23 protein-coding genes are annotated in these 21,346 nt (G+C 44.6%); 12 read left to right on the forward strand and 11 right to left on the reverse strand.

What is annotated here, in order from left to right:
* Positions 1–14: 14 nt before the first annotated feature.
* On the reverse strand, positions 15–932 hold the full coding sequence (locus tag GDA45_02325) for a branched-chain amino acid transaminase (protein MBC6413758.1): 918 nt from the start codon (positions 930–932) through the stop codon (positions 15–17).
* Positions 933–1,070: 138 nt separating this feature from the next.
* On the opposite strand from GDA45_02325, the gene GDA45_02330 reads away from it, so the two are divergent.
* Both GDA45_02330 and GDA45_02335 read left to right on the forward strand, forming a co-directional pair.
* Complete coding sequence (locus GDA45_02330; GenBank protein ID MBC6413759.1) at positions 1,071–2,048, forward strand: hypothetical protein; 978 nt, start codon at positions 1,071–1,073, stop codon at positions 2,046–2,048.
* An 89-nt stretch (positions 2,049–2,137) separates the two neighbouring features.
* Positions 2,138–2,656, forward strand: coding sequence for a hypothetical protein (locus GDA45_02335; GenBank protein MBC6413760.1), 519 nt, complete (start codon positions 2,138–2,140; stop codon positions 2,654–2,656).
* A 131-nt stretch (positions 2,657–2,787) separates the two neighbouring features.
* On the opposite strand, the gene GDA45_02340 is transcribed toward GDA45_02335, so the two are convergent.
* A complete protein-coding gene (locus tag GDA45_02340; GenBank protein MBC6413761.1) occupies positions 2,788–3,588 on the reverse strand; it encodes a carbon-nitrogen hydrolase family protein in 801 nt (266 codons plus the stop codon).
* A 552-nt stretch (positions 3,589–4,140) separates the two neighbouring features.
* Between GDA45_02340 and GDA45_02345 the strand changes: the two genes are divergently transcribed.
* From GDA45_02345 to GDA45_02390, 10 genes are all read left to right on the forward strand, one after another.
* Complete coding sequence (locus GDA45_02345; GenBank protein ID MBC6413762.1) at positions 4,141–5,469, forward strand: hypothetical protein; 1,329 nt, start codon at positions 4,141–4,143, stop codon at positions 5,467–5,469.
* A gap of 482 nt (positions 5,470–5,951) precedes the next feature.
* A complete protein-coding gene (locus GDA45_02350; protein MBC6413763.1) occupies positions 5,952–6,287 on the forward strand; it encodes a pentapeptide repeat-containing protein in 336 nt (111 codons plus the stop codon).
* Between the two features lie 100 nt (positions 6,288–6,387).
* Complete coding sequence (locus tag GDA45_02355) at positions 6,388–6,864, forward strand: transposase (GenBank protein MBC6413764.1); 477 nt, start codon at positions 6,388–6,390, stop codon at positions 6,862–6,864.
* A 5-nt stretch (positions 6,865–6,869) separates the two neighbouring features.
* Positions 6,870–7,796 (forward strand): DNA adenine methylase, encoded by a 927-nt coding sequence (locus GDA45_02360; GenBank protein MBC6413765.1) that lies wholly within the window; start codon positions 6,870–6,872, stop codon positions 7,794–7,796.
* Between the two features lie 17 nt (positions 7,797–7,813).
* Positions 7,814–8,578 carry a hypothetical protein gene (locus tag GDA45_02365; GenBank protein ID MBC6413766.1) on the forward strand — a complete coding sequence of 255 codons (765 nt, stop codon included), beginning with the start codon at positions 7,814–7,816 and terminating at the stop codon, positions 8,576–8,578.
* Positions 8,579–8,765: 187 nt separating this feature from the next.
* Positions 8,766–9,950: a pyridoxal phosphate-dependent aminotransferase gene (locus GDA45_02370; protein MBC6413767.1), complete on the forward strand. Its 1,185-nt coding sequence runs from the start codon at positions 8,766–8,768 to the stop codon at positions 9,948–9,950.
* Between the two features lie 18 nt (positions 9,951–9,968).
* Positions 9,969–10,385 (forward strand): OsmC family protein, encoded by a 417-nt coding sequence (locus tag GDA45_02375; GenBank protein ID MBC6413768.1) that lies wholly within the window; start codon positions 9,969–9,971, stop codon positions 10,383–10,385.
* Positions 10,382–10,768, forward strand: a complete 387-nt coding sequence (locus GDA45_02380) for a VOC family protein (protein MBC6413769.1) — start codon at positions 10,382–10,384, stop codon at positions 10,766–10,768. The genes GDA45_02375 and GDA45_02380 overlap by 4 nt, the downstream gene beginning before the upstream one ends.
* A 32-nt stretch (positions 10,769–10,800) precedes the next feature.
* Positions 10,801–12,072: an adenosylmethionine--8-amino-7-oxononanoate transaminase gene (bioA, locus tag GDA45_02385; GenBank protein ID MBC6413770.1), complete on the forward strand. Its 1,272-nt coding sequence runs from the start codon at positions 10,801–10,803 to the stop codon at positions 12,070–12,072.
* A gap of 152 nt (positions 12,073–12,224) precedes the next feature.
* Positions 12,225–12,692, forward strand: a complete 468-nt coding sequence (locus GDA45_02390) for a peroxiredoxin (GenBank protein MBC6413771.1) — start codon at positions 12,225–12,227, stop codon at positions 12,690–12,692.
* A gap of 143 nt (positions 12,693–12,835) precedes the next feature.
* On the opposite strand, the gene tsaD is transcribed toward GDA45_02390, so the two are convergent.
* The 9 genes from tsaD to hisS form a co-directional block, all read right to left on the reverse strand.
* A complete protein-coding gene (gene tsaD, locus GDA45_02395) occupies positions 12,836–13,855 on the reverse strand; it encodes a tRNA (adenosine(37)-N6)-threonylcarbamoyltransferase complex transferase subunit TsaD (GenBank protein MBC6413772.1) in 1,020 nt (339 codons plus the stop codon).
* A gap of 12 nt (positions 13,856–13,867) precedes the next feature.
* Positions 13,868–14,425, reverse strand: a complete 558-nt coding sequence (locus GDA45_02400; GenBank protein MBC6413773.1) for a YggT family protein — start codon at positions 14,423–14,425, stop codon at positions 13,868–13,870.
* A complete protein-coding gene (locus GDA45_02405) occupies positions 14,422–15,261 on the reverse strand; it encodes a pyrroline-5-carboxylate reductase (GenBank protein ID MBC6413774.1) in 840 nt (279 codons plus the stop codon). The genes GDA45_02400 and GDA45_02405 overlap by 4 nt, the downstream gene beginning before the upstream one ends.
* Before the next feature lie 9 nt (positions 15,262–15,270).
* Positions 15,271–15,933 (reverse strand): MOSC domain-containing protein, encoded by a 663-nt coding sequence (locus tag GDA45_02410; protein MBC6413775.1) that lies wholly within the window; start codon positions 15,931–15,933, stop codon positions 15,271–15,273.
* Positions 15,930–16,439: a disulfide bond formation protein B gene (locus GDA45_02415; protein MBC6413776.1), complete on the reverse strand. Its 510-nt coding sequence runs from the start codon at positions 16,437–16,439 to the stop codon at positions 15,930–15,932. The genes GDA45_02410 and GDA45_02415 overlap by 4 nt, the downstream gene beginning before the upstream one ends.
* A 189-nt stretch (positions 16,440–16,628) precedes the next feature.
* Positions 16,629–17,942, reverse strand: a complete 1,314-nt coding sequence (gene der / locus GDA45_02420; protein ID MBC6413777.1) for a ribosome biogenesis GTPase Der — start codon at positions 17,940–17,942, stop codon at positions 16,629–16,631.
* Between the two features lie 6 nt (positions 17,943–17,948).
* Positions 17,949–19,154: an outer membrane protein assembly factor BamB gene (bamB, locus tag GDA45_02425; protein MBC6413778.1), complete on the reverse strand. Its 1,206-nt coding sequence runs from the start codon at positions 19,152–19,154 to the stop codon at positions 17,949–17,951.
* Positions 19,155–19,343: 189 nt separating this feature from the next.
* Entirely contained in the window at positions 19,344–20,051 is a 708-nt protein-coding gene (locus tag GDA45_02430; GenBank protein ID MBC6413779.1) for a tetratricopeptide repeat protein, read from the reverse strand.
* Between the two features lie 27 nt (positions 20,052–20,078).
* Complete coding sequence (hisS, locus tag GDA45_02435) at positions 20,079–21,344, reverse strand: histidine--tRNA ligase (protein ID MBC6413780.1); 1,266 nt, start codon at positions 21,342–21,344, stop codon at positions 20,079–20,081.
* Positions 21,345–21,346: the final 2 nt, after the last annotated feature.

Consider the following 21,346-nt stretch of genomic DNA (forward strand, 5'->3'; position numbering starts at 1 on the left):
ACAGCTATGTGTCATTAAATAAATGTTAAGTAATCTTGGTATTTTTTATTGCGCCCACCAACCACATCGTTGTATAGTGCTTGCAACTTCTCAGTAACAGGGCCGCGTTTGCCATCGGCGATACAGTGTTCGTCTATCTTGCGTACCGGAGCGACTTCGGCTGCGGTGCCGGTAAAAAACACCTCGTCAGCTATATAGGCTTCGTCTCGGGTAATTTTTTTCTCTACCACATCCATCCCCAATTCATTGGTGGCAAGTTCTATGATGGTACGCCGAGTAATACCGTCCAGCACACAGCCTAGCTCAGGTGTGTAAATAACACCGTCGGAAAGAATAAAGATATTTTCGCCGCTACCCTCGGCGAGATAGCCATTCACATCGAGCATTAACGCCTCGTCGTAGCCATGCTGTTGCGCCTCCTGTAGAGCGAGCATAGAATTGATGTAATAGCCGTTCGCTTTTGCTCTACACATAGCAGTATTCACCGCGTAGCGGGCGATAGAAGAGACCTTAACGCTAATGCCGCGTTGCATATTCTCTTCACCTAGATAAGCCCCCCATTGCCACGCTGCTACGATGCCGTGTACTTTTAATTCTTTGGTATGCAAGCCCATACCTTCTGCTCCATAAAAAATCATCGGGCGTATATAAGCGCTGTCTAGCTTATTTTTTATCAGTACTTCTTTTTGTGCTGCATTCATTTGTTCGGGTGTATAAGGCATGGTTATACCCAGCATCCTTGCCGAGTCAAACAACCTCTTGGTATGGTCTTGCAAGCGAAAAATTGCTGTACCTTGCTCAGTCAGATAAGCTCTGACGCCCTCAAAGACCCCCATCCCGTAGTGTAGGGTATGCGTTAATACATGGACACGCGCCTCTCGCCATGGCACAAAATTTTCATCGTACCATATCCAACCGTCTTTATTTTCCATTAAAAAACTCCTTCTTTGCTTCCTTCTTTAATTTTTTGAAATATTATAGTACTATTATTAGCCATAGAGTTAGATGTGCAGGGTGGAGGACTGAAATTACTCTGCATATTTTATATTATTTTTTATCTATTTCTTTGTATGGCTGAAAAGATCGCTAAAACACCTCTTGGCATCCAATCCAAGCATACCGATTCAAAGCGCGCCCAAGGCCGTTTTTATACTTTAGGCAACCCTTTCACGCTCAAGCCGTTCCGCCGATGGGCTAAGCGTGCCGGCATACCTGGTGTGTGCATATTAGAGCCGTTTGCCGGTGCAAACCACATCATACATACGCTCAGCGATTTGGATTTGTGCAAAGACTTTATCTCCTATGATATTAACCCAAACAACAATGCGGTAAAAAAGAGGAACACTATAGAGCGCTTCCCTAAAGGCTACAAGGTCTGCGTTACCAATCCGCCATGGCTGGCACGCAACTCGGCAACACGCAGAGGTTTGCCGTATCCCCAAACAGCGCACGATGATCTCTATAAACACTGTTTGGAGCTCTGCCTGCATAATTGCCGATATGTTGCTGCACTTATCCCCGCTAGTTATCTGCAAAGCGGGCTTTTCAGGGAACGGCTACATAGCTACATACTCTTGCACAAGACGATTTTCAACGATACCGAAAATCCAGTGTGTTTAGCACTCTTTGACAATAAAACAAATGGCAAAGTATGGATTTATGCCGATGACTGCTGTATCGGAACATTGAACGCACTGGAAAGTAGTTTACCCGAACCTAAGCGGGATAAAAAAATACGCTTCAATGACCCGAATGGTCAACTAGGGTTTATATCGTTTGACAACACCAGAGAACCCAGTATCAGGTTTTGTAGGAGTGCCGAAATCAAAGATTATCAGATTAAGCACTCGTCTCGATTTATTACTCGCATCGGCGGTGAGTTCAAAAACCTATCGGCACTCATTAAAAAACTAAACCGTAAAATAACATCGTTTAGGGAAGACACCGAAGATATATTCCTAACGCCTTTTAAGGGTATACGCAGTGACGGTCGTTATCGCCGCCGCATGGATTTCAATCTGGCACGGAGATTTATCAATAGCACCTGATATTGCTCAATAAAATATTTGTCTTTTGCAGGATATTTCATTTATACTGAGACCAATATTTTTTAGCACTATACTAAGGAGAGTAAATAATGAAGTTATGGTATGTACTTTTAATGATGACAGTTGCTTCCACTGTACAAGCGGCAGGGCATTGCGATAATCCGATTACAAAAGAACAGGTAATGGCTGCCCAGAGCAGCTGGGGACAAGCTATTGTTGCGATTGGAGCGGCTAGTGATGCTAGAGCCGCTGCACAAGACACACTAGATCGGCTCTATGCTTATGATGAGGGCGTTGTTCTTTTCAAACCTACTCTTGCCAGCGAGCACCCGTTCCGAGACACTGAAAAAACAGCACTATCTTATTTTGTTGGCGGCATTATTTCGGAAGATAAAGGCTTTGCACTGGCGCCGTATACCAATGTGCGCTTTGAGAATGAGGGGATTGTCACCTATTGCGACACGGCTTTGGCTATGGGCGAATACTATTTCACTAAAACTGATGGTGAGGAAATCAAGGTCGAATACAGCTTTGGCTACCTGCGCGGTAGTGATGGCAATTTAAAAATCAACCTACATCATTCTTCATTACCATACTCACCCAGCTAATAGAATCTGAGCAAACTGCTCACATCAGATGTGCCGATAGGCTCATTTTTAACTTGATATGTTTGTAGCGTAAACTTTTGACACAGTGACTCTATAAAAATCTAAAGTGCTATGATCGCCATTGAGATAGTCTAGAAAGATACTTTGATATCGCGGTGTTCTAAGCAAGGGAAACTACGTCTTAGTTTTGTTTGTTCATTTCTATTTATTTCGGCGATTGCCACTTGTTCGGCATTGCCCTGGATTTCGGTCACCACTCGCCCCCACGGTTCTACAATCGCACTATGTCCATAAGTGCTGCGGCCGTTCTCGTGCACGCCGACTTGGTCTGCGCCGATAACCCACGCTTGATTTTCTACTGCTCTGGCGCGTAGTAGCAACTGCCAGTGCGCCTCGCCAGTGTGTTTGGTAAATGCCGACGGCAAGACAATAATTTCAGCACCTTTATGCACCAGTAATCTAAACAGTTCAGGGAAGCGCAAATCGTAGCATATGGTGAGACCAATGCAGCCTAATGGTGTTTTTGCCACTATTGCCTCATTGCCCGACTTAAAAACCGACGACTCCCTGTAGCTTTCGCCTTTTTCTGGAAAATCAACATCAAACAGATGTATCTTGTTATAAGTGGCGATACACGCACCCTGGTCGTCGTAGAGCAAACAGGCGGCATAAACACGGGGATCGCCCTTGATGCGAACAGGTACCGTACCGCCTACTAGATATATCTGATGGCGCGTGGCTTGCTCGGCAAGAAAATCTTGTATCCTGCCTTGCCCCGGTTGTTCGGCGATATCCATTTGTGCATTTAACGACCTGCCCATAAAAGCAAAAGTTTCGGGCAATACCAGTAGGCGCGCGTCTGCATCCACTGCGCGTGCTATCAAATCAGCACAGCGTTTTAAGTTATCTGATAAGTTCGCACTGCTGTTCATTTGCAGTGCGGCGCATTTAAATTTTTCCATAGTTATACTCACAATGTCGGCTAAGATAGCATATCATAGTTCGTTCTTTAGAATCTGCGTTAATCAATATCGTGCAATAGCTATATCTCAATGTGGATATTAAAACGAGAGGAAGAGATAGATGAAAGCATGGACATTAATGTTGTTCCCCAAAAGAGGACAACAGACAATATCAATTTTGTTGAAATATTTATAATACTAATACTTGGCGGCATTAGTATGTGGATAGCCTGACTAGGTCTATATTTCGATAACCCCTTCTTTGTTATATTAGGTCTAGTATTCGCTACTAATTTTTGTGATAAATTACTTTCACGATAAAAAAGAAAAAATAAAAAAGAAAAGATAATACGTGGGGGAGAAGGAAAAATGACTAAAACGAGATTTTTTATTATAACTGCTATATCGTTTGTATTTATATATCCATCAACTTATCACAGTCGGCTATATGCCCAATCTACTGATCTTTTGCCATTGCACGCAACATCAAAGCCTACCCACGGTGGCGGTCAAGGTATAACGTTGAGTGACTACAATCTAATATTTAGAGGGTCTATGGAGGCGCAGGCCGATTTCTTTGTCGGACACGACAATCGCCAGTATATTGCTGGAGAAGGCTCTACCGGTGTATTTACGCGTCCGACACCTGGTACCAGCTCACAACGATTTCATATTCCTCGTGGCCGGCTGTCGGTAGACTGGTCTATGACTGAGAGGATAAAGTTCAGTGCGGGTTGGGCGAGCGATTTGTCCCGTCCGCACAACAGATACGGTAATCGCCTTGAGTATTTAGATAGGCTGTTTATAGAGTCCGACACGCAATACGGAACTTTGAGATTAGGCTATGACAAAGCGCCCTTCGGATTAGAAAAAATTGCTGCTCTGGACACCTTGCCTGTTGTTGAGAGGTCTATCTCAACCTATTACTTTAGCGGCTACACGCACTGGGGAGCAGAGGACGGTGGGCGACCTCCGGGTTATGTGTGTACTCCCTTGGGTATAGGCACGCGTAGGCACGGTATCTATTGGTATGGCGACGGCCCGCAGATTGGTAACGGTTCGCTTTCGTATCATTTGGCGTACACTCGTAACCCGTACAACCCCTTCTTCAGCTATCACAGCAGATATAGCAGACCACAAGGCCCCAATATATTCGGCGGCATTAGCTACAACACTGATAACCGGCAAGACCAGTGGTGGCGAGCGGGTATTAATATGTCCTATCTCAGATATGGAATCGCCTATTTTCCCATACAAGAAAGAGAGTATGCACCGTTGCACGCATTCAATCCTTATTTTATTTATAACACGGGTAACTCTATGTGGAGTGCAGAACTTTTTGCCAGCCACGGCAGACATGGTCAAATACAGGAGGGTAATTTTGTTGATGAAGAGCGTGCTGCTAGGCGGTCTATGCGCACTGACTCTTCCGAAGCACTGGGTGCTAATCTAACTTGGACTTATCAATTGCCGCAAGATTGGAGCATTAGTTCTCGTATATCTTATTTGGATACTGATGGTGCGGGAGGGACGAGTGCTTTTATACGCGACATCGTAGCCGGTGATCGCACCCCTATATTTCACGGTAATTTTGATAGAGCAGCCTCTTTCTATATCGGTTCTAAAAAGCGCGTCAACAAAAACCTGGAATTATTAGCTGGTTATGAATACATTACTCTGATGGACGACCTTGATTTTAATTTCTTCGTTGATGCTGATTCTGGCAACCAGATTGATATAGGCCGAGATCCAGACGGTAATGTTATTGAGCCTGCACAGGCGTTTGCCCTTAGAGGAGATGCGCAACGCGACATACATGTATGGCGCCTCAAACTGCGATTTTTGTTTTAAGAAATGAAGATGCTGGTTTTTAATATCCATCAATTTATAAAATTTCAATGTCTATGATATGGCATAACATTAAAAAGTGGCCTTTCAGATATCGGAAGATTTCTTTAGCATTAGCCGCTTTATTAGGTATATTATTCGCTGCCACATGGCAAATCAGCGGACTAGGTGACTTTCTGGAACTAGATGACCGTCTGAACAGTAGCCTAACCCTTTTACTTCTTGGACTTCCTACCTTTTTTCTCCTCTGGGTGTTCAGAACCCATGATGTGCAAAGACAACTCGATAAAACCCAAGAAAGTATTAACAATAGTACCTTTTTTGAATGTGCGCGTCTGCTAGCGGATGAAAAAACATTTTCTAAAAGAGCAGCACTTGAGCAGCTAGCCAATCTAAAAAATGAAACTGGTTTTAACAATGCAAGAATTGATTTGCTTACGAGCAAGATTTTTTTATCTAGAGGACTCCCAGCAGTACAAGAAAAAATGCCTGATTTTAGGTTGGCTCAATTCAAAAGCCTAGATCTTTCTCATTCAAATTTAAGCTATATCATTCTATGGAACGCTGATTTAAGGGGAGCTGATTTAAAGAGTGCTAAATTAATGGGAGCTGATTTAATGGGAGCTGATTTAAGGGGAGCTGATTTGAGCTGGGCTGATTTAACGGGAACTGATTTAAGCGACACTGATTTAAGGGGGGCTGATTTGAACTGGGCTGATTTAACTGATACTAATATGAAAGATGGTTACTATAATTCAGAAACTACATTCCCGACAGATTTTGTCCCTATAAAAGCAGGTATGATACCGAAACCAGATTAGGTTAATGGCTACTATATCCCAATCAGTTCAACTCCTTGCCAAAATTCAAACCCACAGCAACATCCTAGGTAGATCTTTTTATAATGCCTATCTTCAAAGGATGTGTATTACTCAAAAAATCAGCTGGGTTTATGCTGCAGCGTTTGGTAAAGAAAAAAGCAAGCATGCTATACTAGGAATAAGGGAGCAAAATAGTAGCACAAAAATGGCAAACACCAAGCAAACATTAAACTTGATTATTCATAATAATATGCGGGTAGGCTACAATACATACACTAATAATAATCCGTCTTATACTGGAGCGTATAGGCGGCATAAAGTAGTTAAGCACTCGACAAAAGAATATGTGAATGGCATGGCACACACCAATGGAATAGAAAGCGTGTGGGCGGTATTAAAGCGAGGCTACAACAGGACATACCATAATTGGAGCATGAAGCACTGCAAGAGATATGTAGATGAGTTTGTATTTAGACTGAGCGAAGGGAATTGTAAAGTAGACACGGTAGATAGGCTAGCTGCTATGGTTGACGCCAGTGGTGGCAAAAGTATAAAGTATAAAGAATTGCTAGATTAGCCACCATGCTTGCATTGTGGGACGGAACCAGGCAAGCCAGTCTGTTGAACAGGCTTAATGGGAAAGGAAAACACAAGTACTCTAGATATAACGGTTTGCCGTTGCGATACGCTGGTGGGAAAACCCTTGCTGTTGGACACATAATAGAGCATCTACCACCTAAGACTACTTCATTGGTATCTCCGTTTTTTGGTGGCGGTAGTGTTGAGATTGCCTGTGCTAAAGAATTAGGTATGAAAGTGAAAGGTTACGATGTGTTTAGTATACTAACAAATTATTGGCAAATACAGCTAAAGAAACCATTAGAACTATATAGCCATTTGCGTAAATGGAAACCAACAAAAAGTAGATATTCACAAGTAAAAAATAGACTTCGCAAACACTGGGACAAGTCACAAAAAATAGAGGATAAAACATCTTTAGCAGCTCATTACTGGTTTAATCATAATCTATCTTATGGACCTGGTTTTTTAGGTTGGATGTCAAAAATATACGAGGAAGAAGACAGATACATTAGATTACTTGATAAAGTTAGAAACTTCACCTGCCCTAATCTATCAGTATGTTGGGGAAACTTCAGCAGAACTATACCTCAGCATATAGATTCTTTCATGTATTGCGACCCGCCTTATTATTTGAATGGTAATAGCAAGATGTTTAAGGGGATATACCCCCAAAGAAACTTCCCTATACACCACAACAAATTTAACCATGAGTTGTTGCGTGATCTACTTTACAAACATAAAGGTGGCTTTATCCTCTCATACAATGATTGCCAAACAATAAGAGATTGGTATTCTGATTTTGATATTGTAGAAGTGGAGTGGCAATACACACTTGGGCAAGGCGAAACACGAATAGGTAAAAACAGAATAGAGAACGGAACAAACAATCACATAAAACATTCACATGAACTTTTGGTGCTGGGATGATGCCTAGACGGAGAGCCATGACCAGCGAACAGGCAAGCACGGTAAAAATATCTGGTCATGTAAATGAAGCGCACTTTGCTGAACTAATTGGCGGTCATGTACAAAGAGGAAGTCATAAAGACAAAAAAGATGTTGCGGATAAAAAAGACAGATTTCACTCAGTAAAAGCGGGAGCTCGATGGCAGATTTTCTTATACAGTAAAAGCCGCCTTGAAACTAACACTATTTTCCAAGGGTTAGGAAATATTGCAAGCATAATGATTGCTTGCATAGATGCATATCCAGCTACGTGGGAAGAATATCTTGCTGATAAAATGGCTGCGAAGTTGCGACTCCAACCACACATGAGAAGCCTTTTAGAAGAATTAAAAAAACCAAGAATGTTAGCGTCATTCTTTGATAAAGCACTATTTGATGGCGGGAATGCCGACTATCTAAGCATATACCCTGGTTCCGCTAGAGACCCAATAGACAGAAAACATTTCCATGTATTTCACAAGAAGCAAGTAGTTGAAACTTTATGCAGTAATCTATTGCTTTGTAACTCAAAAGCTCGAAATAGAAATCAAATGGATGATCAAAAAGTGGTGTTTGTTTCATTAATGCATAGTAAGCAAATAGGGCAGATTGAGGATAGACATGACAGCAACGGCCACTACAGACAAATGAAGTTCAGGCTGGACGGTAATCCTGTATATGAAATACTAAAATCTAAAATACAGCCTAAAAAGAATATTCACCCACAGGTTACAGCTTATGGCACGGCATGTCAATGGTTGTGATTATGAAATCTCCAAGCAAAAGAAAGATGGAGGAAGAATTCAGGCGACTAATGACTACTAAACCCTGTAAGCCGCCTAAACCAGATGGCGAATAGATTCGCTATAAGTTAGTGCCGAAATGATATCTTTGTGCAGAATAGTATATAATTCCCTTTGTATTTCTATTTAAGAGAGATATATGGAATCCATGCAATTTATTTCAGCGCGTAGTTCAAAAATTAGCCCTTCTAAGACGCTTAGCATCTCTGCGCTATCTAACAAGTTGCGAGCCGAAGGCAAGGATATCGTCAACCTCGCGGTAGGTCAGCCAGATTTCCCGACGCCTAATCATGTAAAACAAGCCGCGGTGGATGCCATCGCCGAAAATAAAACTGGCTATACTGCGGTGGATGGTGTTGCCGAACTCAAAGAGGCGATTGTCGCTAAAATGAAGCGCGATAACCGCCTTGATTATGCAGATAATCAGATTATAGTTTCCTGCGGTGCCAAGCACTCTCTCTATAATATATGTCAAGCACTCCTAAACGAAGGCGACGAAGTGATAGTGCCAGCGCCCTTTTGGATTAGCTATCCCGATATTATTAAACTCGCCGAGGGTATCCCGGTCGTGGTCGCCACGACCGCCGCACAAGATTTCAAAATTACTGCTGAGCAACTGGAACAGCATATCAATCAACGCACCCGCATGCTTTTATTGAACAGTCCGAATAACCCGTCGGGCAGTGTCTATAGTGCACAAGAACTAAGCGCACTCGCCGAGGTGTTATTAAAACATCCGCAAGTCGTAATCTGCAGTGACGATATCTACGAACATTTCGTATTTGACGGACAGGTTTTTAACAACATACTCAATGTATGCCCCGAACTATACCCGCGATGTGTCATCGTCAACGGTGTCTCTAAATCTTACTCAATGACTGGTTGGCGGATTGGTTGGTCTGCCGGGCATGCAGATTTAGTCGCTGCGATAAAAAAAATACAATCGCAAAGCACCTCCAACCCATGTTCTATTTCTCAGGCTGCCGCCCAAGCAGCACTCGCAGGTTCTCTGGATTGTGTCTACACGATGCGAGACGCCTTTGCCGAACGACGCGACTATCTGATAGCGGCACTGAACGAAATAGACGGCGTGAGTGCGCCGACACCGGCCGGTAGCTTTTATGCTTTTGTTGACTTCTCGCAAGCCATCGCCCGACATCCTGATGTCTCCGACGACCTGCAACTCGCCGAACAACTGCTGAATAAAAGTTATGTCAGCACCGTGCCGGGCATTGCTTTTGGCATAGCAAACTATCTGCGGCTGTCGCTTTCAGTTGCACCACAAGATTTACGGAAAGCCGTTGACAGAATAAAGAGTTTTGTATCCAACTAAGCGAATTACAGTTATCCGATGGAAGTCAATGTTAAATGGGTAGACCGGGTATCTTTTATTGCTGAGACTGGTTCAGGACATAGTGTCGTGATGGATGGTGCGCCTGCTGCCGGTGGTCGTAATTTAGCCGCCCGGCCTATGGAAATGGTGCTTGCCGGCTTAGGCGGATGTAGTAGTTTTGATGTTGTCGAGATACTAAAGAAAGCCAGTCAACAAATAAGCAGTGTCGAAATTGCATTGACAGCTGAGCGAGCGGATAGTGAACCTGCCGTTTTCACGCGTATCAACGGGCATTTTATAGTGCGCGGTCATCGCTTGGATAAGAGCATCGTTAAACGAGCGGTCAAGGCTTCTGCCGAAAAACATTCATCGGTCTCTAAAATGTTGGAAAAGACTGCCGAGATTAATTATAGCGTTGAGGTTATAGAAGAATGAGACCACCGGCATCGGCGGGTTTGTTTCATGTCGCGCTGAAGGTATTAGATCTAAAAGCATGTGAGCATTTTTATGTTGATGTGCTGGGTTATACGGTTGAATGGCGGCCAGACTCAGAGAATTTGTATTTGAGTTGCGGACCGGACAATTTAGCGTTGCATCAAGTCGATAGCATAGATGGCAGCGGTGCTTTAGACCATATGGGTATTCTATTAAAGCGAGCCGAAGATGTTGATTTGTGGCATCAGTTTTTATTGCAAAAAGATGTCAAAATAGACAAACCGCCACGCACCCATCGAGACGGTGCGCGTAGTTTCTATTGCCTTGATCCTGAAGGTAACTGCATACAAATGATTTATCATCCACCTGTAGTGGAGAAATGAAAAAATCAAAGCCGACATTGTGGAACGATACAATGTCGGCGTTTGACCACCACCACCTGCGTCATCCGTATAGTGCATTAGGCACTACAGCTCAAGTTTGGCCAGTAGTCGAAGCGCACCAAGTCTACTTAGTGCTCGCCGACGGCACTGAACTAATAGACGGCATGTCGTCTTGGTGGGCAGCCATCCACGGCTACAATCATCCACGATTAAACGCAGCTGCAAAAGCACAACTCTCAAAGATGGCGCATGTGATGTTCGGTGGCTTGACGCATCCACCAGCGGTCGCATTAGGTCAATCTTTGTGTTCGTTGTTGCCGTCGCCGTTGGATTGTATTTTCTTTTGTGACTCTGGCTCAGTCTCGGTAGAAGTGGCAATCAAAATGGCGTTGCAATATCAGCAAGCCAAAGGTAGCACAGATAAAACTAAGTTATTGACTATACGCGGTGGTTATCACGGCGACACTTTTGCGGCGATGTCGGTTTGCGACCCTGAGACTGGGATGCATGGCTTGTTTCGTGGGATTTTGCCACAACAGATCTTCGTAGCAGCACCGCGCTACCGAGAGCGGGCAGACGAAGTTGCTCTGAATACACTTGAAAAAACTATAGCGCAGCACGCAGATAGTATTGCGGCGATGATATTGGAACCTATCGTGCAAGGTGCTGGTGGCATGCATATATATCACCCCAGTTATTTGCGCAGAGCACACGAACTTTGCCAGCAACACGATATTTTGCTGATCTTTGATGAAATTGCTACCGGCTTCGGCAGAACAGGCACCTTATTTGCGCTACAACAAGCCGATGTTGTGCCTGATATTATGTGTATCGGCAAAGCCCTAGGCGCTGGCTATCTAACGATTGCTGCGACGATAACCAGCCAGTCAATCAGTCGGGCAGTTGATAATGGCGCAGCCGGTGCATTTATGCACGGTCCGACTTATATGGCAAATCCGCTTGCCTGTGCGGTTGCATTGGCAAATGTTGAATTGCTTAAGCAAAATCATTGGGCGCAACAAGTCTCGTCTATCGAACGGCAACTCATAGCCGAGCTGAGTGTTTGCAACGACTACAAATCGGTTAAGGAAGTACGCGTCATCGGTGCAATTGGTATCGTTGAACTGCATAATCCTGTTGATGTTCCTGCATTGTGTAAAGCCTTTGTGCAACGAGGGGTTTGGATTAGACCATTTAGAAATCTGGTCTACATTATGCCACCTTATATAATCACTGCCGAGCAGCTGTCGCAGTTGACCACCGCAATTTGTGAAGTGGTGGCAATTTGTGAAGTGGTGCGATAACGCTGTCGTAGCCATACTGATTTCTACTAAACTGCAGAACTAAACTGACACGATTAGGATGTAGGAGAAGTGAAAGCCGATTACCACCGTCGTTGATTGGCAAATAGGTTAAAATATGCCTTGTTTAGATTCACCATGACCTTTTAACAGATATGAGCAAAATAGTAGTAGATAAAAAGGTGCCAGATTTTAAGCTACCTGCCACCGGCGAGAAGGAAGTTGCGTTATCCGATTTCATTGGTTCTAAGCTGGTTCTCTATTTTTACCCGCGCGATAACACACCGGGTTGTAGCCGAGAGAGCCAAGACTTCAAAAGCAAGGCGCGTAGCTTTGATAGCCACAATACCAAAATTATCGGAGTGTCGCGCGACACCATTAAGTCGCACGAGAAATTTAAGGGTAAATATAAGTTTCCGTTTGATCTTTTATCTGATCAAGATGAGGAAGTCTGCAAGTTATTTGATGTCATTAAGCCGAAGAGCATGTACGGCAAAATGTTTCGTGGCATCGAGCGTAGCACTTTTTTGATAGACGAAAAAGGTATACTCAGACAAGAGTGGCGTAAAGTTAAAGTATCGGGGCATGTAGCTGAAGTACTAGAGGCAGCGAAGAACATCTAGTGGTGACGACTAGCCGTTTAGTGAAAGAGACGGTTATTGGTATCGCACCATTACCACTCTGGACGAGTGCTCTTTTTGTAGTGTTGGTGTTAGCATATATAGGTTTAGCTACCTGTATACGCAATTCGGAGAGCTAGATACTTCTACTGCGATAGCGGCTGCAGATCAGATAACGACCAACGTGCGTTCACTTGTGGCAATAAATCCTCTGGTTGTCCTGCGCGCAAGCGTAGCATGCCAGCATGCGCAATCATCACACCGTTATCCATGCACAAATCAGGTTTCGGATAGATTACTTCCACCGCACAATCTTTAGCTAACTCTTTTAGTTTGTTACGCAAACGACGGTTTGCTGCAACGCCTCCGGCGACTACCAATTGTTTATATGAGGTTTGTTGCAGAGCGCGTTTGCTCTTCATTATCAATGCGTTCACCGCAGAGATCTCAAAAGCCAACGCAATGTCGGCGCGGCTTTGTGGGTCGTTCGCACTATTGCGGATTTGGTTCATAACCTGCGTTTTCAAGCCGCTGAAACTAAAATCCAACCCCGGCTTGTTTACCATGGGGCTGGTGAACTCGAATTTTCCTAGTTTGCCGTGTTCGGCAAGTTGTGAGATGGCCGGTCCGCCGGGATAAGGTAAAGATAACATTTTAGCGACTTTATCAAAGGCTTCTCCGACTGCATCGTCAAGCGTCTCTCCGAGCAGACTATATTTGCCTAGCCCCAAGACTTCTATCAGCTGAGTGTGTCCGCCCGATACCAGCAATGCCAAATACGGAGGTTGCAGTGTTGGGTTTTCTAATAAACAGGCGAGTATGTGTGCCTCTAGATGGTGTATGCCAAATGCTGGTTTATCCAATGCCCAAGCCAAGCTATGCCCGATCACTGCGCCAGTTAGTAACGCACCTATTAAACCGGGACCTGCGGTATAGGCAACTGCGTCAACTTGCGTTAATCGGTAATCGCCTAGGGCTTCATCCAACAACGGTAATAGTTTGCGTATGTGATCCCTAGATGCGAGTTCCGGCACTACACCTCCGTACTCGCGGTGTATATCAATTTGGCTAAACAGAGCTTCACCGACGACTCCCATTTGTGAGTCTACCAAACCAATGCCGGTTTCGTCGCACGAGGTTTCTATGCCTAAAACAAGCGTCCCCATCTATCGCTAAGGCTAATAAAAGGTGCGAATGATATTCAATAGCAGGTATAACCCGAGCAGTACTATCAGTGGGCTGAAGTCAACCACACCTACGGTGGGCATAAAGCGTCTCACTGGGGCTATCAGCGGTGTGACTATATGGTTCAATAGCGACAACACTGGATTTTTTATCATTTGCACTGGGCTAACGAACCAGCTAGCGATTGCTAAAATGAAAATAGCAATGGCATAGAATTGTATCAACCATTCGACGACTTGAAACGCTGAGATCCTGAGCAATAATTCTATAGGCCACGAAGCTCCTTGTATCAGCATTATCAAAAACAATTCTGCTACTCGCATAACATAAATCAACAGCCAACAACCTATGTCCCATACGCCCACTGCCGGTATCACCAGTCTGACTAGTCTAAGTAGCGGTTGGGTGATCTTATAAACGCTTTGCGAGACCGGGTTATAAAAATCGGCTTGGCTTGCTTCCAGTATGGCGCGTGCCATCAAAAAAAGTATATAGAGAGTCATCAAAGTATCAACTAAAAATAAAGAAATTTGCTGCGTGGCACTCATCATTTATCCTCTAGTTGTTGTGATATTTCGATCGACCGTGCACTCGCTTTCGTCAACACCGTGTGGGCGATTTGATCTATATCGACTTGCTCTAATGCTTTTAAGCCCTGCTCTGTAACGCCACCTTTAGAGGTGATTTGTTCTCTCAGCGTTGCCAGACTGGAATCACTTTGCACTGCCAGATTAGCTGCACCGTATAAAGTTTGCAAGGCTAGTCTCTGGGCTATCTCTGTTGAACAACCTGAGTGCTGTGCAGCCTTTGCCAACGCTTCGGTAAACCTGAAAAAATAAGCCGGCCCGCTACCTGAGAGTGCAGTCACAACATGCATATCCTGTTCGTCATTTAGCCACACAGTTGCTCCCACCGTTGCAAAAATATCTGCGGTTATTTTTTTATGTTCAGTATCAGCGCACTGATTGGCATAGAGTGCAGTGATGCCGCAACCTACTGCGCTGGGTGTATTCGGCATACAGCGTATTATAGGCAGAGCCTCTGATGTCCACTGTTGCAGTAAATCAACCGATACACCAGCGGCAACCGAAATCAATATCGTAGTCTGTTTAATCAATAGATGTTTAATTTCCGCACACACCGTTTGTATCATATTGGGCTTAACACACAAAATCACCAGTGTCGCATTTTCAACTGCTTGCACATTAGAAGTGTAGGTGCGTAGCCTATTGTTTTTTTGATTGAGTTCGGTGAATTTATCAGCCGTGGGGTTTGATACTGATATGCGGGTTGCTTCAGGCGTTGTAGCCAGCAAGCCGGTTAGCAAGCTACGCGCAATATTGCCGTAGCCAACGAGTGCGATTCGTGTGTCTGTGATATTTGTCATTACTCTATGTTATAACAGTTTAGCTTGTATTTTAGAGTGTGCCAGACGTTTTTCAAAAACACTGCGGATGCCTTGTGGCAATGTCTTAAGTTTGACAACTTGCTCGATCGCATCGTAATTTTGTTTGTCTATAAAATATAGTCGAGCAATCTCGTATACGCTAATACGCTCAACTGTACGCTTTAAGAATACAATTTCTGCACCAGCACGCAAAGTGCCACCTTTGATAATTTTTGCATAACTGCCAGTCTTACAACTGTGCGCAAAGGTTTTAGAAAATCCGCTTTGCTCGACACTCATGTCTAATTTATAACAAGGAATGCGGGGCTGGGTCAATTCAATGACAACCTCACCAATACCAAGACGGTCGCCGATACAGAGCTCAGTTTCAAGCAATCCTTCCACTGTTAAGTTCTCGCCCAGAGTTCCGTACGGCAGCGGTCGGTTCAAATATGTGCGCCAAGCTCTATAGTGTTCAGATGGATAGATATAAATGCCTTTAGCAGGACCACCATGGTTGCGGAGGTCCGCTTGACGGTCGCCGTCCAGCCCATGTTTATCAACTGCTACCGCACCTGCCATCGGTTGTTTGCGAATACTGCTCTGCACACTTCGTCCTTTATAGACTAAAAGTTTTGCTTCAGATACATTGACCGATAGTATGCTACTCATTGTGCGCGTCTTGGTGTTTTTACAAAAGCAATTATTACCAGAATCAGTAAAACGATAAAAAATAATAGTGTTTGTTGGGGTATCGTCAATCCCAAGAATGTCCAGGAAACATCGGCACACTCTCCGCTACTGTTGAGAATCGTCTGCAATGCTTCGGATAATGGAAACCTATCAAACAAGTATTGTATATCGGGTGTGCATCCGGGCACCAATTCGGCTGGCAGGCTCTGTAACCAAATATGTCTAGCTGAGACGCCGATGCCGGCACCAATAAATAACAATGCTAGCGCAGCATAGAGCTTCTGCCCTAAGGGCTTGGGGTTCTGTAGCACTGCTAACAAAAACACCAGCGCAAGTGTGGCGACGATAAGGCGACTAACCGTGCATAAGGGACATGGTTCAAGCTGTAGATAATCCTCCATAAAAAAAAGAGAAATTGCTAAAGCTAACAGGCATAAAATCCACGCCGCAAAATAAATAATTTGGAACTTATTTAGTTTAAGCATAATGACATTGTTGCTGGGTTGCTCGGGATGATGTGCTGTTATCTGATATATATTGACCTGCTATGCGTGGCGATGGGTAGCGACACTGGTTGCCCTCTAAAGTCTTGTCTATATACATAGTGTAGCGGCACCTCTCTGCTATTGTTAGGGCTTGGTAAAATATTTTTATACGCATGCTCGCTAATGCCACTAGTTGGGTGCGTACGGATTTTTCGTCTTACGAAACTCCAAGGAGATAGGTGTGCCTTTGAGCTTAAAGCAGCGCCTTATATAAGATGCCAGATAACGTTTGTAATGTTGCGGCAGACAATCTACTCGGCCGCCAGAAATAACAAACTGTGGTGGCAGTTCGCCACTTTGACAAATATAACGGGGTTTAATCCGATGATTTTTCACCAACGGCGGTGGATGCCGGTTGATCGCATCTTTTAGAATACGATTGCATTGTGCAGTGGGGATTTTAATGCAAGCATTGTCATAAGCTCGGCTCACTGCTTTCATCATCATTGTCAAGCCTCTGTTTTTCAATGCCGAGATACGATAGAGTTCTACATAATCTAGAAAGCGAAATCTGACATCGACACTACGGTTGAGACTAGTTTTCGCATCGCTATCCAACAAATCGTATTTGTTCAATGCGATAACGAGTGCACAGCCTTGTTCAATCGCGTGCATTGCTAGGCGCGCATCCTGCTCAGTGATGCCTTCTGAAGCATCGCAGATGAGCAGTGCGACATCGCCCATCACGATATGCTCTAAAGATTGGGCAACGCTAAACCTCTCGGTGTCGCTGTCAAGTTTACTCCGGCGGCGTATGCCGGCGGTATCAACCAATGAAAAGTTTCGGTTGTCAAAATCAAAGGGCACACTGATAGCATCTCGGGTAGTGCCGGGGGTTGCCGATGTCAACATCCGTGGTTCGTTAATCAAAGTATTTACTAGGGTAGATTTACCGACATTAGGGCGGCCTATGACTGCCAAGTGTATGCGTTTTGGGTCTTGCCGTTTAGGCAATGGCTCACCCAATTCTGCGGCAATTGCTGTCAGCAGTGTGCGCGTCCCGCGACCTTTAGTGGCTGCTGTATAAAAGCACGGTTGTATTCCTAACGACAGGAATTCGCTTTGATAGTAAGCTGTACTTTGTCTATCTATTTTGTTGATTATCAACCATAAGTTTTTACCAGATTTGTGGATGTCGGCAGCTAAAGATTGATCTATGGGCGTTAGACCTTCAGCTGCATTGACGATTAATGCAATGGTATCGGATTCGTCTATCGCTAGCTGTGTTTGCTTTGCAATCCACTGCTTGATATCGTTGTCGTCGCCAAGCCCGCCAGTATCTATGATGATACAGCACTGATCTTCACTTTTCAGCACTCCATAGCGACGGTCTCGGGTGAGTCCGCGTTGCGCAGAAACGATGGCTTCGCGTTTGTGTAGTAGGGCGTTGAATAAAGATGATTTGCCGACATTCGGTCGCCCTATCAGTGCTAATTTTTGCATGGCATACTATTTGGCTTTGCGATAACCTTTGACATAAAGCGCAGTTAAATCGCCGCTTTTATCAAAAGCAATCAACTTTCTATTGTCAAAAGATAACAAGGATACAACCGGCGCACCACCGACATCAGACTTATCCAATAACTTGCCGCTCTTACGCGATAACCAGTAGATGTCGCCGCGGTCGGTGGCGACTGCGACTAGCGTCCCCATTGAAATGGGTGCACTCAACTCAGTGTCCATCATACGACTGTTAGACCACAGCCTCTCACCATTCAGCAGATTATGTGCTAACACCTGATTCTCCGGTGTTGTCACATACATAGCTTCGCGCCCTACATCGATGCCCACATGCGATGGCGCATCGGCCAGCCATAACAACCTGCTGTTACTCAGATCCAAAGCAATTGCACGCCCTTGATATGCGGTAGCGAAGAAAGTATCGTTTCGTATCAGCATACGCCCGTCTACATCAACAATACGGTCTAGATCTGATTCACCCGAACTAACGCCAATTTTAATCTGATTTAACATCTTGCCATTCGCTAATTCAATTATCAGCACTCGCCCGTCATCTAAACCTAAAAATACTTTATCTTCGTAAAACAACGGAACATTTGCACCTCTAATTGTCAACGCAGGCGCTTGGTCTGTGCGTCGCCAAAGTAGCCTGCCGTCGTCGCTACGAAAAGCAAAAGTCGTATTATCTTCGGTGCGCACTATCACGGTATTTTTGTAATTCTCAGAAATCGCCGAAATTCTGCTACCCAAGCCGCGTCGCCACAATACCGTTTTAGAGTCCTCGGCTACTGCCAGCGCTTCACCTTTAGCTGTGCCTAGTAGTAATATGCCATTGCCACCACCAACCCCGGCAACCAGTGCCTCCGATAGCGATGCGCTCCATACCTGTTTGCCGTCATCGGCGTTGAATGCGGCAATCTTCCCTTTGGGACCACAAACATAAATGCGATTTTCTTCTACCAGAGGCATAAACGGGAAATAGTCATTCTTAAAACTGCCCACCGCTGATACCGACCATAGCTTATCGATCACCAGATAAGACGGTACATCATCTAAATAACGATCCTCTTTGCCGAGTAGCACATCGCTGACAGTCGAGCAAGCACCCAGTAGCAGCGAAAAGCAGGCTATCAATGCAGAGGATAAATAGCAGTATGTTTTATCCGACAGACCGGAAAAAATGCGATTATTCATATATCTCATAGATAGTTGCTGTTGGCCAAGAACTTACGATAAAGTAAACATCCCTATTGTAGCAACTATTATACATGGCTAGGCATCGGCAACCCCGCTCTATGCCTTCTGCTCGTGCAGGCGTCGATTAACCCTGTTTATTTTGCACAAAGCGGAACCGTTTGTGCTAATCAAGCAAACGGCGTAATGTTAGCTTTCGGGTGGTCCTAGTTTGCCGCCTATTTGCTCTACTTTCATCATAATAAAATTGTAGTCGTCTACCATAGAAGTAGAGAGGGCACTTTGATAGGCACTCTGAGCTTGCCCATACTCCCCTTCTTTAACTAAGTAATCGCCTCGTATTTCCGCAGCTAGCTCTTCAACGCCGCGGGGAAAACTATACGATAGAACGATTTCATAGGCTTCTTCCTTTTTGTCCAATTCCAACAATATCCGTGCCAAGCGTACCCAAGCCAAGGATTTGAGTTCGTCATACGGTGAGTGTTCAGTTATCCATCTGAGGTCGTCAGCAGCTTCTTCGAGTTGTCCTTGTTCGACTTTGAACTTCGCCATCGTAAACGATGCGAATACTGGATATACGGTTGCGGTATATTGTTCGCGAATAGCATTAAATATTTGTTCTGCCTCTTCGTTATCCTCTATAGCCAAGTAGCTGAGCATATCTCTGTATTCTATTGCCGCTTGCTTTGCTTGGGTCTCAGTGTAGTAATCCCAGCCTTTCCAACCACCGATGACAGCGATACCTATTAGCGCACCGGCAATAAAATACTTACCGTTATCTTGCCACCATTCACTGAGCATCTCCTTGCTCTCGTCTGCTGAGGCGACTCTCGTTTTTGCTGGCGAAGTTCTTCTTAACGGTTTACTAGGCTGTTTCTCGTGTTTCTTTTTTGCCATGTTTAATCTCTCAATTCTTCAAAGTGTTTATTCAACGGGAAAGTATGTTTGAATGCAAGATACTAATTCACTTTCTTTACATACTTTTTGTTCGGTTTTGCCTCTTAAATCTTTAATCGTGGCGGTTTTGTCGCGCACCTCATTTTCACCTAAAATCACTGCTACTTTGGCACCTGACTTATCGGCTTGCCGCAGTTGACTCTTCAAGCTACCACCGCCGCAATTATTCAGTACCACTGCCGCTAATTGAGTTCTCAACAAATCCGCTAAAATGCGCGCTTTGCTTTCCGCCCTCTCACCCAGTGCCACCACATAGATGTCGCTTCGGTGTGCAAGGTCGGTTTTGTCTTCCAACAACAGCGCAAGCCGTTCTATACCTAGGGCAAAGCCTGCAGCTGTAGTCGGTTTGCCACCCAACAGGGCAACCAGTCCATCGTAACGCCCACCGGCACAAACGCTATTTTGGCCGCTATCTCCTGGGGAGACCCACTCAAACACCGTCTTATTATAATAGTCTAGTCCGCGAACTAAAAGAGGGTCGTGTTGATAAGCGATGCCGTTGTCGTCCAACATTGATTTCAGCTGTTCTAAATGTAACCGTGATGCATCGTCTGTATAATCGCTCAACTGCGGTGCATCCTCGAGTAGCTTTTGGGTGTTTACATCCTTGCTGTCAAGTATGCGCAAAGGGTTTGTTTCAAGTCGTCTGCATGAATCGTCATCGAGCTTATCGCGGCGAGATTCAAGCCAATTTACTAGTACTTTGCCGTAGTTCCGCCGCGCTTCAGAAGTTCCTAGTGAGTTAATTTTCAATGTCAGGTTTTTAATCTCCAGTTTTTCAAAAATCCGATTAGAGATAGTAATGAGTTCGCAGTCTATATCGGGTCCTGCCATCATAAAAGTCTCGGCACCGACTTGGTGAAATTGTCTGAGACGACCTTTCTGGGGACGTTCGTGACGGAAAAACGGCCCGCTGTACCACAATCGCTGTCTGGTGGTAATTAATCCATTTTCCAAAACGGCGCGCACGCAACCTGCAGTGCCTTCTGGTCGCAGTGTCAGAGAATCGCTGTTGCGGTCTTCAAAGCTATACATCTCTTTGCTAACAATGTCTGTATGATTGCCTATTGAGCGCGTATATAATTCGGTTTTCTCTAATATCGGCAGGCGTATCTCTTGGTAGCCAAAAGTACGTAGTGTTTCTATACTATGTGATTCTATGTTGGCGAACAATGCGCTTTGTGCGGCTAATGCGTCGTGCATGCCGCGTATAGATTTAATTGGATTTGTCACTT

Source organism: Chromatiales bacterium, from assembly GCA_014323925.1.
In the GTDB taxonomy this organism is placed as follows: domain Bacteria; phylum Pseudomonadota; class Gammaproteobacteria; order Poriferisulfidales; family Oxydemutatoraceae; genus SP5GCR1.

Bases quoted from the DNA above. Each gene is read 5' to 3' on its own strand.
- GDA45_02370 (MBC6413767.1), top strand. From the start codon at position 8,766: ATGCAATTTATTTCAGCGCGTAGTTCAAAAATTAGCCCTTCTAAGACG.
- GDA45_02340 (MBC6413761.1), bottom strand. From the start codon at position 3,588: ATGAACAGCAGTGCGAACTTATCAGATAACTTAAAACGCTGTGCTGAT.
- GDA45_02365 (MBC6413766.1), top strand. From the start codon at position 7,814: ATGACCAGCGAACAGGCAAGCACGGTAAAAATATCTGGTCATGTAAAT.
- tsaD (MBC6413772.1), bottom strand. From the start codon at position 13,855: ATGGGGACGCTTGTTTTAGGCATAGAAACCTCGTGCGACGAAACCGGC.
- GDA45_02430 (MBC6413779.1), bottom strand. From the start codon at position 20,051: ATGGCAAAAAAGAAACACGAGAAACAGCCTAGTAAACCGTTAAGAAGA.
- GDA45_02360 (MBC6413765.1), top strand. From the start codon at position 6,870: ATGCTTGCATTGTGGGACGGAACCAGGCAAGCCAGTCTGTTGAACAGG.
- bamB (MBC6413778.1), bottom strand. From the start codon at position 19,154: ATGAATAATCGCATTTTTTCCGGTCTGTCGGATAAAACATACTGCTAT.
- GDA45_02405 (MBC6413774.1), bottom strand. From the start codon at position 15,261: ATGACAAATATCACAGACACACGAATCGCACTCGTTGGCTACGGCAAT.
- GDA45_02410 (MBC6413775.1), bottom strand. From the start codon at position 15,933: ATGAGTAGCATACTATCGGTCAATGTATCTGAAGCAAAACTTTTAGTC.
- GDA45_02350 (MBC6413763.1), top strand. From the start codon at position 5,952: ATGCCTGATTTTAGGTTGGCTCAATTCAAAAGCCTAGATCTTTCTCAT.
- GDA45_02390 (MBC6413771.1), top strand. From the start codon at position 12,225: ATGAGCAAAATAGTAGTAGATAAAAAGGTGCCAGATTTTAAGCTACCT.
- GDA45_02330 (MBC6413759.1), top strand. From the start codon at position 1,071: ATGGCTGAAAAGATCGCTAAAACACCTCTTGGCATCCAATCCAAGCAT.
- GDA45_02380 (MBC6413769.1), top strand. From the start codon at position 10,382: ATGAGACCACCGGCATCGGCGGGTTTGTTTCATGTCGCGCTGAAGGTA.
- GDA45_02355 (MBC6413764.1), top strand. From the start codon at position 6,388: ATGTGTATTACTCAAAAAATCAGCTGGGTTTATGCTGCAGCGTTTGGT.
- GDA45_02415 (MBC6413776.1), bottom strand. From the start codon at position 16,439: ATGCTTAAACTAAATAAGTTCCAAATTATTTATTTTGCGGCGTGGATT.
- der (MBC6413777.1), bottom strand. From the start codon at position 17,942: ATGCAAAAATTAGCACTGATAGGGCGACCGAATGTCGGCAAATCATCT.
- GDA45_02375 (MBC6413768.1), top strand. From the start codon at position 9,969: ATGGAAGTCAATGTTAAATGGGTAGACCGGGTATCTTTTATTGCTGAG.
- bioA (MBC6413770.1), top strand. From the start codon at position 10,801: ATGTCGGCGTTTGACCACCACCACCTGCGTCATCCGTATAGTGCATTA.
- GDA45_02400 (MBC6413773.1), bottom strand. From the start codon at position 14,425: ATGATGAGTGCCACGCAGCAAATTTCTTTATTTTTAGTTGATACTTTG.
- GDA45_02325 (MBC6413758.1), bottom strand. From the start codon at position 932: ATGGAAAATAAAGACGGTTGGATATGGTACGATGAAAATTTTGTGCCA.
- GDA45_02335 (MBC6413760.1), top strand. From the start codon at position 2,138: ATGAAGTTATGGTATGTACTTTTAATGATGACAGTTGCTTCCACTGTA.